This window comes from Vibrio cionasavignyae (assembly GCF_050337155.1).
Classification (GTDB): domain Bacteria; phylum Pseudomonadota; class Gammaproteobacteria; order Enterobacterales; family Vibrionaceae; genus Vibrio; species Vibrio nomapromontoriensis.
In genome coordinates, this window is record NZ_JAKJSR010000010.1 from 310,815 (window position 1) to 323,711 (window position 12,897).

Annotated in this window: 14 protein-coding genes; 2 read left to right on the forward strand and 12 right to left on the reverse strand. The window is 43.7% G+C overall.

Features of this window, described 5'->3' with window-relative positions:
* The 12 genes from tadF to L4D74_RS04725 all read right to left on the reverse strand — a co-directional run bounded on the left by tadF (window position 1) and on the right by L4D74_RS04725 (window position 9,424).
* Complete coding sequence (gene tadF, locus L4D74_RS04670; RefSeq protein ID WP_428750973.1) at window positions 1-543, reverse strand: tight adherence pilus pseudopilin TadF; 543 nt, start codon at window positions 541-543, stop codon at window positions 1-3.
* Window positions 533-1,012 (reverse strand): TadE family protein, encoded by a 480-nt coding sequence (locus L4D74_RS04675; RefSeq protein ID WP_428750974.1) that lies wholly within the window; start codon window positions 1,010-1,012, stop codon window positions 533-535. The genes tadF and L4D74_RS04675 overlap by 11 nt, the downstream gene beginning before the upstream one ends.
* Window positions 1,012-1,758, reverse strand: a complete 747-nt coding sequence (locus tag L4D74_RS04680; protein WP_428750975.1) for a tetratricopeptide repeat protein — start codon at window positions 1,756-1,758, stop codon at window positions 1,012-1,014. Before L4D74_RS04680 ends, L4D74_RS04675 begins: the two co-directional genes overlap by 1 nt.
* A 16-nt stretch (window positions 1,759-1,774) precedes the next feature.
* Entirely contained in the window at window positions 1,775-2,623 is an 849-nt protein-coding gene (locus tag L4D74_RS04685; protein WP_428750976.1) for a type II secretion system F family protein, read from the reverse strand.
* Window positions 2,620-3,522: a type II secretion system F family protein gene (locus L4D74_RS04690; RefSeq protein ID WP_428750977.1), complete on the reverse strand. Its 903-nt coding sequence runs from the start codon at window positions 3,520-3,522 to the stop codon at window positions 2,620-2,622. Before L4D74_RS04690 ends, L4D74_RS04685 begins: the two co-directional genes overlap by 4 nt.
* A 1-nt stretch (window position 3,523) precedes the next feature.
* Complete coding sequence (locus L4D74_RS04695) at window positions 3,524-4,795, reverse strand: TadA family conjugal transfer-associated ATPase (RefSeq protein ID WP_428750979.1); 1,272 nt, start codon at window positions 4,793-4,795, stop codon at window positions 3,524-3,526.
* Window positions 4,792-6,033: a CpaE/TadZ family protein gene (locus L4D74_RS04700; protein ID WP_428750980.1), complete on the reverse strand. Its 1,242-nt coding sequence runs from the start codon at window positions 6,031-6,033 to the stop codon at window positions 4,792-4,794. Before L4D74_RS04700 ends, L4D74_RS04695 begins: the two co-directional genes overlap by 4 nt.
* Entirely contained in the window at window positions 6,033-6,512 is a 480-nt protein-coding gene (locus tag L4D74_RS04705) for a hypothetical protein (RefSeq protein WP_428750981.1), read from the reverse strand. Before L4D74_RS04705 ends, L4D74_RS04700 begins: the two co-directional genes overlap by 1 nt.
* Window positions 6,509-7,876: a type II and III secretion system protein family protein gene (locus L4D74_RS04710; RefSeq protein ID WP_428750982.1), complete on the reverse strand. Its 1,368-nt coding sequence runs from the start codon at window positions 7,874-7,876 to the stop codon at window positions 6,509-6,511. The genes L4D74_RS04705 and L4D74_RS04710 overlap by 4 nt, the downstream gene beginning before the upstream one ends.
* The gene (locus L4D74_RS04715; RefSeq protein ID WP_428750983.1) at window positions 7,876-8,703 is read right to left on the reverse strand and encodes an RcpC/CpaB family pilus assembly protein; all 828 of its coding nucleotides are present in this window, start codon (window positions 8,701-8,703) and stop codon (window positions 7,876-7,878) included. The genes L4D74_RS04710 and L4D74_RS04715 overlap by 1 nt, the downstream gene beginning before the upstream one ends.
* Before the next feature lie 18 nt (window positions 8,704-8,721).
* Window positions 8,722-9,162 carry an A24 family peptidase gene (locus L4D74_RS04720; protein WP_428750984.1) on the reverse strand — a complete coding sequence of 147 codons (441 nt, stop codon included), beginning with the start codon at window positions 9,160-9,162 and terminating at the stop codon, window positions 8,722-8,724.
* A 61-nt stretch (window positions 9,163-9,223) separates the two neighbouring features.
* Complete coding sequence (locus tag L4D74_RS04725) at window positions 9,224-9,424, reverse strand: Flp family type IVb pilin (protein ID WP_428750985.1); 201 nt, start codon at window positions 9,422-9,424, stop codon at window positions 9,224-9,226.
* A gap of 482 nt (window positions 9,425-9,906) precedes the next feature.
* Between L4D74_RS04725 and L4D74_RS04730 the strand changes: the two genes are divergently transcribed.
* The gene (locus L4D74_RS04730; protein ID WP_428750987.1) at window positions 9,907-10,797 is read left to right on the forward strand and encodes a LysR family transcriptional regulator; all 891 of its coding nucleotides are present in this window, start codon (window positions 9,907-9,909) and stop codon (window positions 10,795-10,797) included.
* A 221-nt stretch (window positions 10,798-11,018) separates the two neighbouring features.
* Complete coding sequence (ggt, locus tag L4D74_RS04735; RefSeq protein ID WP_428750988.1) at window positions 11,019-12,776, forward strand: gamma-glutamyltransferase; 1,758 nt, start codon at window positions 11,019-11,021, stop codon at window positions 12,774-12,776.
* Window positions 12,777-12,897: the final 121 nt, after the last annotated feature.

The following is a 12,897-nucleotide window of genomic DNA, read 5'->3' on the forward strand; positions in this document are numbered from 1 at the left end:
TTATCTCCCTGGCATCACGGAACTAGACGCTAGTGTAATCGTCGGATTACCTGCGTTGGTGAAGGACTCAAACCATGAGTCATGCTTTTCACATAACGTAACCCGGTAGAGTGGATGTTTTACGCCATCCTCAACTGGAATCAGGTCCTTATAGTCGTTAATTGAACCACTATTACACGACATTTGGCCAAACAAACGGCTACTCAAGCTTGTTACCGTGGGTCCATCCGTCAATGATTCAATTTGAATCGCGACATTGTTTTGGCTCACATTCAACATACGCGCGGCAACGATCGCCATATTGTCCAAGTCTTGCGCGGTCACATTGAAATCTAACACCTGCCCCTCCGCATCAGAAAAGTAACGCGTCCTTTCTTTTAGTACATTAACCAAGGCGAAACTAGAGCGGTCTAACTTAGCGCGAACCAATAATTTATGACTCAGGTCCGTTGAGAATAAAAAGATCATACACAAACCCACCAGCACAAACGCGAGCTCTATCGCGAAAGAACCTTGCTGATTTCTGCGAGCATTAGTTTTCATCACGCCATCCTTCATGCTCTAGGTTAAGTACCATTGTGCGCGTGATTGGCGTCTCTCCGTTCCCCCACATTTCAATCATTGGGGAATACAAATATGTCACAGTGATCTCGGCAAGATCGTAGCTAAACGTGAGATCCTGACTCGAATGTCCCTCATTGGCGACAAACTTATCAAAAGTCTCAAAGTACTTGCCATCGATCGAAAATTTGCTGCTATCGATCAAGAAATGCCAAAGATTGTCCTGATTCTCAATCAAATCTTTAAATCGAGCTTCATACTGCTGATGAATGCTACTTCCTTGATAAATTTTGGTATTACGTATGGTTTCTCGCAGCGAGTATTCCGTCATATTAACCACATAGGTTTGATAACTAGACTCAAAAATTGCAAACGTAGAAAATATCAATACTAAAGCGCCAAGAGCAAACTCAACACTGGTGACACCCAACTGACGTATACGGCTAGTCATTAGTCTGCCTCTACATATGCAAATTGCTGAGTGATGTTAAGTAATTCACTGGCGTTATATTGGTCTCTCAGTAGCGCTTTGGCTTGCTCTGATTTGTCGAGTTTTAGCAAAGCAATCGCTAAATTTGCTTTTACCGTTTGATTACTCGGATGTTCTTTGAGGACGGGAGCTAATGTTTCAATAACCAGTTCGAAACGCTGCTCGGCGAGATAAACAACCGCAAGGTTATTTTTGATGACAAGGTCATCATAACCTCGAAGCCGAGCCTTATTAAATTGCTCCTTCGCCTTATTAAATTTATCAGATTTACTATAAGCGACACCCAGTAGTACTCTAACTTTTCCAGAGGTGTTACCTAGCGAGATAGACTCGTTGTACGATTTAATTGCAGATTCAAAACGATCGCTCTCTGCTTCTATTTGCCCCTGGAGCTGTAATAACTCTTTATTCACCAACCCCTTATCGGTTAGGTATTGGGTATAAAAACGTGAAGATTCTATATCACCTTTTTCAAAATATACGTACGCCAACTGTTCCATCGCATTGTCATCTTGAGCTCCCCCTTGCAGTTTGGACTTGTACAATGCAATCAAACCATCGTAATTATCCACTTTTTCCATACCTGCAATGATGCTTTGTTCCGAAGGCGGCTGTTTGGTGCTTTCACAACCGACCAAAACACCGCTTAGAACGACCACCAACGCAACTACATTCCATCGCATAGTATTTCGAATAGTATTTTGCATACCTTTTCGCATGGTATTAACCACCAACATTTATCGTCATCTGCATGATGCCAGGTGCAAGGATTAAAATTACGATAGGGAACATAATAAATAAAATGAGTGGCACACTCATTTTTGCCGACAGTCGACCCACTTTTTCTTCTACCGTTAGAATTTGTATTTTTCTCATATCTTCCGCTAAATCGCTCAGCACTTGAGCCACTGACGTCCCGTATTGCAAGTTTTGAATTAGCGTTAAGACGAAGCTTCGTACTGCGGGGGTAGGCAATCTTTCACTCAAATCATCCAACGCTTTTTCCAGCCCTTTTATCTTGGCGGAATCTGATGTGCGCTTGATTTGATAGCAAAGGTCACCATCAAAAGCCTCTAACTCTTTTGCCAAGTAAATTAATGTCGCTTCTATTGTCATACCGGTCTGTACACATACCGACATCATGTCTAACAAATAAGGTAACTGGCTCGACGTTTTACCAATTAGGGTTTTACGACGCGCTTCAAGTATCAAGTCGGGCGCGATAATTACCCCAATCAAAGTTAACAGTCCCGCGAGCATTTTATTGGTATCGGAGAGATCAGAAAAAAAGACTCCGGCGCAAACCAACACAAGAAACAGTACCTTGGCTGGAAAATAATACTTTGCCCATTCCTTATTGTAATAACCCGCATTAACCAGCTTTTGCTCTAGTTCTTTTTGGCTGCCCTTACCAAATCTAACCAGCAACCTGTTCACCGCAGTAGGGCCCCGTTGGGCCTCTTCTCCAATAAAATTGGCGATACGTTTGCGGCGCTGCTCATAACGTAATGCATTGGTAATAAAATAGAGTAAGGCAAACAAAACCACTGAAAAAGCAATAAGCAGAATCATGTCCGTACCCCTCTTACTAGCAACCAAACAATCGATAACCCAATGAATTCACTGCCAACAACGTAATATAAAATGTATTGCCCTCGTTCATCGTGAAGGATGAAGTCGACACTGCCGGGGTTGATATATTGAAGAAGAATGGTGAAAGCCAGTGGAATAGCTGCAACGATCTTGGCGGATATTCGCGCTTCCGATGTCATTGCCATTTTTTTCTTGTCCAGTGTGCGAGCATCGACTAGAACTCGAATAAGTCTGGCAAGCACGCCTTTTAATTGCCCACCTCGGCTAATGTTGGCTTTTAGTGTCACAGTAAAAAACAAAAACTCTGGATAAGGGTAATTTTTACACGCACGTTGCAATACTACTTCTGGCGGCTCACCCATTTTCAGTCGCTCGCCCATCATTTTAAACTCGCGGCCGATACTATTGTCCATTGAGGTGCCCACATACGTGATCGCTTGCATTAAGCTGTCGCCCGCCGTTACCGCACTCATCAAAATGTTCAACGCATCAGGAAAGGTGTTCTCAAAATCTTTACGCTTCTTGTTCGAGAGGTAGCGATACCCCACTAGCAACGCAACGACTACCATCGCGACTGATATCCAAATATTTCCCATTTGTAGAAGGTCAAATATTAAGTACCATGCGCCGATAAGACTACCAACGGTATACAGCAAAATATAAATCGGAAAGCGCGGTCCAAGCACTTGCAATGTGGGAGAGATAGATTCTTTAAACTTTTGCCACTTCCGCTTGCCGGCCAATGTGCCAACATTCACCGCTTTGAGGTTCTCGACTTCCACACTCTCAATTGCAAAAAAGTGATCAATTTTTTTCGCTTTCGAACCTTGCATCAATAGCAGAACAATGGCGAATAGAATTAGTGAGAACCACAGCATGCTACGCCCCTCTAAATGACGCCATTAGGTCATCATATAAGCCAAAAAACTGCGCTTTTTTCGCTAATTCTGAACGCTGCATAATGCCGTTAGTCACGAAATCACCTTGAACCGTGTCGCTATAATGTGACTCATCATATTGAAAACGATAAACCTCCTCCATGACAACACTATCCCCTTCAAGGCCAACCACTTCAGAGATACTGGTGATTTTCCTCGAGCCATCTCGCAGCCTATTCACTTGTACAATTAGCTGTACCGCACTCACTATCGTCCGGCGAATCGCATCTAACGGTTGATTAAGATTCGCCATCATCACCATAGACTCGACACGAGCGATCGCATCTCGTGGCGTATTGGCATGGAGTGTAGACATGGAACCATCGTGACCAGTGTTCATCGCCTGAAGCATTTCAAAGGCCTCTGAGCCACGACACTCGCCTAAAATAATACGATCTGGTCGCATACGAAGGGCGTTAATGACCAAATCACGTTGTGACACCGCCCCCGTCTGTTCAATACTTGAGGTTCGAGTTTCCAAACGAACAAGGTTGGGCTGTTGTAAACGCAATTCTGCCGCATCTTCAATGGTAATCACCCGCTCATCGTCAGCAATATAATTAGACAACGCATTGAGTAATGTCGTTTTGCCTGAGCCTGTGCCCCCAGAAATCAAAACATTCATACGACAACGCGACGCAATCATAAGTACACGAGCCATGTCCATAGACATAGATCCGAAACCAATTAAGTCTTCAAAGCCAATATTTTGTTCTCGAAATTTACGGATCGAAATAGACGTTCCATCAAGCGCGATCGGCGGTATAACAATATTGACACGACTGCCATCTTCAAGACGCGCGTCAACGGTCGGTGACAGTTCATCTACACGTCGGCCTACTCGTGAAGCAATCCGCTTTGCAATCGACAGCAGCAGCTCTTCATTAACAAATGTGACTTCTGATTGCTGCACCTTACCATGACGTTCAAAGAAGATATGGTTGGGTCCGTTCACCATAATATCGGTGATAGACTGATCTTCTATTAATGGCTGCAATGGCCCTAAGCCAAACAGCTCGTCAATAAGACTCTTGACTAAGCCTGATTTCATCACTGAAGTGATCGGTCGTTTATAATTCGACGCTAATAAATCAACAGCACTTTGAATTTGTGACTCAAGATCCCTACGGCTCATCTTCTGAACGGCTTCGGCATCCAAAGCTTCAAATATCTGGCTACGAAAAGCCAAATACAGTTCTTTATTTGAACTCATTTGTTATTGCTCCTCTTCAGCCAATTTAACAACCCTTTTGCTTCAAGCGGTTGGCCATTTATGAGCTTCATGAGTGCATCCATGGAGCGACTGATATTTCTGTCGTGTTTATGCGCACGTTTGCCATCAATAATGATATGAGAGAGGTTTTTACAGTAGGCAATCTCAAGATCAATATCCGCACCAACGTATTTTTTAAGCTCCGCGGGCTGCAAAACAAATGCACTCTCTGGACGGTGATAATTCACTACGGTGATCACTCGAGTTCGCTTGGACAATGTAAGTTGAAGATTCTCTATCCGCTCATACAGTCGTTTCGCATTACGAACCGCCGAAACCGATGCATCAAAAACAATGACCACCACATCAAAGTTATCAACCAATAGTTGTGCTTCGACTTTAAAATCTACGCTACCGGAAAAATCTTCCACGATAAAATTGGTATTTCGAGCAAGCAGCTCGCACAAGGTTTGATTGTAATTAAGAATATCGGTTTGACTCATATTGCCATCAATGGACAGCAATCTTAGATTCTTACGGGCAGGGTGGAGGTAACTCAGCGCACCTTCCTCATCCATTTCATGTAATGGGGCGGTAAATTCGTCGATCGCCTTCGGTTTAAACTCTTTTAGACCCATCATGACGTCTATATTGCTATCGTTATATTGATGATCTACGAGAATGGTATCAGTCCCTTGAGTCGACAGTAAGGAACTCAATTCAGCAGTAATAAAAGACGTCCCCGCCCCACCTTTTGCACCAACAATTGCCACTCGTTTCGCTTTCCGCTGCTGACTCACCCCTGAAAAAGTTTTCAGGTTTTTATTCACATGGGTTAAAAAATCCGCGAACTCTTGCTTATTCACTGGCCAGAAAACGTAATAAAATCCCATTTCTTTCAAAGAGCGAAGCGTCGAAATCGCATCTTCTTTACCAATAACCACCACCCCTTTGTGGGTCGGCAGTTTACTCGCAAAAGCTTTGGCGTCTTCTACAACGTTATTCGATTCATTCAGTTCGAGGAGCACTATTTGACTGGTTTGTTGCTCCGATAACTTTCCGATTCCCTGATTTGATTTCAAACACGTTGGGTCATTCCACCCTTCAAAGCGAAATACCTCAGTTACCAAGTCCAAACACTCTTGAGATTGATAAACAAGTGTGCAACCTGATACACCCTTTATCGTTTTTGGTTCAGATTTACTCTTAGTGCTCAGTGCCTTAGAAAGATCAAACATTATTGAGCTCCCGCGATACGTGATTTGTTGGCGACTTGCTTCAAACGGGCAGATTCAGAAAAGCAATTAAGTTGCGAATGCTCGACACCAAACTGTACCGGTTGGCACTGCTCTGTTTTTAACACGTAGAAACTGACCTGAAGTTTAATATCGGTCAGCAGTTGCTTATTGTTTACCAAAACAACCTTGTCATTCTTCAATTGAAGTCGCGGGTACGACGCCAAAGAATGATCTAACAGTGCTTTACCGGCTTTACTTTTATACTCGATAAAGTACCGTGCGCCTGTATCTTGATCTTCAATGGTGGAGAATAACGCATCCAGTTGAGACTGGGCGCGCGCTGTATCTTGTACCGACATTTCGATGGTGTGCTTTTGTTGGTACACCAAGGCCTCTAATCCATTGCCACCAAAATAGCGCTCAGCGGCGCATCCGGAGAGCATTGTTAACAGGCTTACTATCAACAGTTGTTTCATCATTGGATAAACCCTCCCTGTGACAACAATCGGATCGTGGCATCTGAAGGTGTGGCGTAACTATGATCGGTATCGATGTTCAACCAGCGAACAAGTGTGGATGTCTTTTTCATAAGGGGGAGCTGAATATCGGCAGGCTTAATTGGCTGTACCAGATTCACCGTCGCAACAATGATAAGTTCAGTACGCTTTCTTTCTGTTACTGATTTCCTAAACGCTGCGCCAATCACTGGCACATCCCCAATCAATGGGATTTTTTGCATTTTTTCAAAATCGGCACTACTCATCAAACCGCCTAATACAAAGCTATCACCATCGGCTAACTCAATGGTAGTCATCGCTCGTCGAGAGGCGAGTTGCGGCACTTCAATTCCTGCTGCTTTGATATATTTCTCAATTTCGCTCACCTCAGGAAAGAGCTGCATGCGAATTTTATCTTCGCTGAGTACCTTTGCCGTGAGATCAAGTTTGATACCGAATTCTTTAAAGGTGATATTGACATTATTGTTCGTGGTAACAATGACCGGAACTTCCCCACCCACTAAAAAGCTCGCCGATTCACCGGACAAAACCGTCAGGTTGGGTTCGGCAAGCACTTGCGCGATATCTTCGTTACCCAACGCATTAATCACCGTTGCCAAGTTGGCGGCTTCAAACTGGTTAAAGACAAACTCGCCGGCATTCGAACCAATAGAACCCCAATCGACCCCTATCGTTTCACCAAACGATTCCGTCACTTGGGCAACGGAAATTTTTACATTCACCTGTTGTACGGTGGCAACTTCTAACCGCTCGACAATGCCTTTCCAAGTCATATTTCGGGCAAACACCATGCTTTCCGGTTCTTCAAGCTTCACCTTCTCGGAGGTGAATTCAATTTTCTCGGCTTTATCATATCTTTCGGTTTTTTCTCGTCCCAACAGTGTGGCGACCAAGCGATATACATCATCACGATCCTGTTCTGAGCTCACAATACCGCTAACGGCAACTTGCTCACCAATAGATTGCAATTTGATATCAAAGTCTGGAAAGTGAAACTTAACCTGACGACGAACCTGAGTTAAATCCAGATCAACGATAATTCGATCGGACAACAGGACATCTTCTGCCATTCCATAAACAATGAGTCGTGACTGCCCCATACCATTGGCAAACACCACTAAAGTCGTGTCATTGATGATCTTGTAATCCGCAACATCAGGGTTACTGATAAACACCTTGCCAATCGGCACAGGCAATTGAATATGACGTCCGTCATTTAAGGTAATATAGCGATCTGCGGCGAACGCTGATTGACATGCAAACAACGTATAAAGGCTAAATAATAGACTCAGAAAGCGGGGGGAATTTGGTGTCATGGGACCCATTACATTGCCTCTCTTGGGTTGCTGACATTGCCACGAAACTCTTCGACTCCAACATAATTATCCATGATGGTGCGAACTTCCGCGTAAGTAGGTTTTTTATACGTTTGACTGCGGTAAATCTCGATATGCATGGTTCTTTGTGCGAGAGCAAGCCTTGCCAAATCGTCCGGGTGCACCTCTATCACTATCGTGGTCATGCCTTTTTCTTTAATCGGAGCACGAGCAGATACGACATCACTATCACCACTATCATCTCCAACATTTAGTACTTTGACGTGTTTAAGAAACATCGAGGCCTTCACCCCTTTGAAATGCTTTGGCTTATCGGCATTGGCCGCCAAGTTGACATTGGGTGAGCTAACAGTCAGCACATCAATGTACGCGCCGGGACGGATATAGTCATTAATGAGATTTTTGTCACTGACCTGTAATGGATACAAGGTCATACCATCGGTAATCAAAAGGTCAATATAACCTGGCTGTGTGCGGCTAGTTTGATACTCAGACATGACAATCGCGCCTTGGTGAATATCTGTATTGGTGAGCGTGCTGGGATCAAAATCAACTTTAGTATCACTCTTAATGCCAAACTGGAGTGCTTCACTTAGCGGAAGTTGCGTTTTTTTAACCAGTTCGGCGGAGATCGGCTGACCCTTTGCTATCGGCAGAAGTGCTTTCCATACCGTCACATGACGCTCTTCAACCACTTCAACAACAGGTTCATTGGTCTCAACCTGTTCTGGTGTCTTTTTCATTAAATCAACGAGGCCAACCACCCCGACAATCAATGCCACTAAAGCAATGAGTAAAACAATTCTTGAGCGCATGAGTATATTCGCTGTTGTTTAAAGTAATTGCTGAGATTGCAGTTGATGGCTGGCAATCGTGAGAAAAAAGCCAACACTGATTGCTACTCCGTAAGGAAGTGTCACATCTTGAATTTGACTGCCTGGTGTCATACGGTGTTTTACGTAGTAAAATAAAACTAATACACCACCGCTATATGCAGTAAAAAGCACAGCCTCATATAACATCGCCATTGGGATGGACAGTGATAATACCCCTGCATACTTAACATCTCCGGCTGCTATCCAGCCAAATCGAAAGATAATAAGTCCTATAAAAAGCACTACCAGCATCGAATCAACATGAGTATTTTCAAATCCTAAGCAAACCAACTGAATAGCTAACAAACCGAATAGTAGCTTATTCTTGATTCGTCTATTCTTTACGTCGAAAATAGATACAATAAAACACGTAAGTGCCAACAACGATAAGTAGACCATACAATATTAATTTAGAGTGTTAATACGCTGAGATCCCAGCGTATTAACAATAACTCTTATATTAAGCAAGTTCTGCAATGATTTTATCGAAAACTGCTTGTAGTGCAGCTCCAACTGTACCACCGCCAGTACCAAAAACGATACCCAAAACTGCTGCCATCGCCACTGCAATTAGGCCGTATTCAATAGCAGTTACGCCACGCTCGTCATTTTTAAATGAAGTCATGAACGAAGCAGTTTTTACATATAGTGTTGTTAACATAGTTTTCCCTTTTTATAAGTTTTCCCCAAAGCAAGCCCCATTTTAATTAACTATTCACCTTGTATAAAAATACCTGCTATCGATGAAATCGATAGCAGGTGATTAAAAATCAGGCATAATTGCAAGGTTAGGCGATATAAATCAAACAAATTAAGTAAAAACAACGCCTTAGACAAATAAAGAAATAGAATACATGAATATGAAAAAGCTTTCAGCTAGAACCAAAAGTGTGGCACACGTCACGAATTTATCGTTTTACATTCTTTTACACTACTGCTAAATGCCGCTCTCACTTCATATTTACATGATCAATAGAGCAAAAACACTAAGTAAATTGTGTGACTTGAGTAGATTTTGCCTATTTATATTGTCTTATCTTTATTCGCTTGTTGTAAATTGGCCGATGAATCGGTATCGTTTTAGTCATAATTATATATAAAAATATTAATAACACTTATTATGTCACGCGCCGGGGTCTATTCATGAAACTACAGTTCGAAAATATTGTTTCGTTTGTAGCAGTTGTCAACGAAGGCTCTTTTAGCTCTGCCGCTAGAAAACTGGGCAAATCTCAATCGACTGTTAGCACTGCGATTCAAAACTTAGAGTCAGACTTAGGCTTCGACTTATTTTCTCGACAGAACGCTAAGATATCTCTTACTCACAAAGGGAGACGGTTATTTCACTTGTCTACTCCTGTTATAGGGAAATATAAAGAGCTCATTACCACAGCACAACAAATGAACATCTCTGAACAAATCGTCTACCGCGTTGGTATTGACCCGTTGGTCTTTAACAATAAAGTAAAACACACCTTACTCGAATTTTCCGAAGCATTTCCGAATGTAGACTTACACGTTGTCACAAAACCAAGCTTTATCCTCGGAAACTACCTTAGTGAAAGAAAAATCGATCTCGCACTTGGTAATCCATACCACAAAACCAATAATGACTTTAATATTGAAGAATTATTTCGGGCAAACTGTTGGTGGGTCAGTCACGAAAACGTACGACTTGACGACCAGGCAAACCCTCCTCGCATCCTGTTAATGGACGGTGTCGATGAGCTGCTAAACCTATCCCATGTCGCGTCCAATAATTTATGGCGCCTGGACGATTTGAACACTATCGTTGACTTATGTGCTGCGCAAAAGGGCATTGCGCTGTTACCAGAATATATTCTCGACCAGTATAACCGAAGCAAGGGGCTACGCATCATCAGCGACCATCCCAATTTCTACGGCAAAAAAGTGGTCGCATCGTTGTTTTGGCCAATACATTCTGATTTTGGTTTATTCAATAGCTGGATCAAAAGCCAACTCAAGCGCACCGCATTAGAATCACAAGAGTTCATTGCTGATTTAGCACAATAATTCTACAGTCATACCACTCTGTCTAAGGGCGCTATTTGGTTATAAATAGCGCCTGACTGCTTCCCTTTTTGTAACTTGAGGCGTTCCACTTCAAATTATCTGCCAAATTTCGATAGCCCTGCCACTAAAATCAGTCTTAACGCATCGCTTTCATTGCTAACTGAGAACTTGTCACCGAGACTTACCTGTATCAAACCAAAACGACGAGTTAAGGAGTAACCATGTATTTGTGTGTGCCTGTTAAACGCATACTGCCATTACTTTTATTTGCAGTGAGTAGTAACGCTTATTCTTCACAGCAAGCCACTGACGCGTTTGCACCAGAATCCACCACTGCGCTTGAAACTAAATCCATTGTCACCGCAAAAGATTGGATGGTTACGGCCGCCAACCCCACCGCGAGCCAAGCCGGTGCCGACGTTCTCGCCAGAGGCGGCAATGCCATTGATGCCATGGTGGCTATTCAGTTGACGCTCGGTCTTGTGGAACCTCAATCTAGTGGTATTGGCGGCGGCTCTTTTTTAGTCTATTGGGATGCAAAAGACAACAATCTAACGACTTATGATGGTCGGGAAACCGCGCCTCTCAAAGCCACGGGCGACCTTTTCATTGATGATAACGGTCAACCAATGAAGTTCTACGATGCCGTTGTTGGCGGGCGATCCGTAGGCACGCCAGGTACCGTTAAATTACTGTGGGATACTCACCAAAAGTACGGGAAACTGGACTGGGCATCATTGATTGAACCCACTATCGCCCTCGCGACCCAAGGTTTTCCAATCAGCGCCAGACTGGCTGCTCTGATCGAAAAAGATAAAGCTTTCTTGTCTCGCCACCCAGCAACTCGCCAGTATTTGTTACAAAGCGATGGCAAAGCGAAAACGCAAGGCACAGTGCTTAAGAATCCAGAATACGCCCATACGCTGTCATTAATCGCGAGTAAGGGTGCTGATGGGTTTTATGAAGGCCCAGTTGCACAATCGATCGTCGATGCTGTCCACAATGCAAAAGGCAATACTGGTCTGTTAAGTCGAGAGGACTTATCCCAATATTCAGCGGTGCAACGTACACCTGTCTGCGCGCCTTACAAGCAGTACGATGTTTGTGGGATGGGACCACCAAGCAGTGGCGCGCTGACCGTTGGTCAAATTCTGATGACGGTTGAGCCATTTAATCTTGCCACCCTCGGCGCAAACAGCCCAATCAGTTGGCAGATCCTCGCCGACGCTTCGCGTTTAGCATTTGCTGATCGAGGCATGTATATGGCCGATAGCGACTTCTTTAACGTACCAACAGCTGAGTTATTAAATAAAGACTATGTGGCAACTAGGAGCGCACTCATTACGCCTAAAAAAGCCCTAAAATCCGCACCACATGGTGCCCCTATGGCAAACTTTGCTAGTCTGTCGAAAGACCAATCTCTAGAGCTACCATCCACCACGCATTTTAATGTCGTCGATTCTGAAGGTAATGTGGTGTCAATGACGTCATCGGTGGAAAATGTGTTTGGTTCTCGGGTCATGGCATCGGGTTTTATCCTCAACAATGAACTAACCGACTTCTCTTTTGTGGCTGAGAAAAACGGCAAACCTGTCGCCAATCGACTAGAACCCGGGAAACGACCACGCTCTTCGATGGCGCCTACCATCATCATGAAAGACGATATGCCCTACATGGCGATAGGCTCGCCTGGCGGCAGCCGCATTATTGGCTATGTAGCACAAAGCATTATCGCCCATGTCGACTGGGGAATGGATATTCAACAAGCAATCAATCAACCTAAAATGATCAATCGCTTTGGAGAGATGGATTTAGAAGCCAACACGGCGCTCTCCGAGTTCTCTCAACAATTTGAACGTATGGGGTATTCGGTCAAAGCGAGAGACCTAAATTCTGGACTACACACCATTCGTATCTCAGAAAGCGGATTAGAAGGCGCCGCAGACCCAAGACGAGAAGGTGTCGCTATCGGAAATTAAGACTCACTTCCATTGGTAAAGCATACAAACCTAGAGGCTCATCACGCTAAAAAACCACAATTTAGGACCGAGCGTGATGCTCCTCTCTCAGCCCTCTATCTCCTCCCTACTTGGTCTCTAA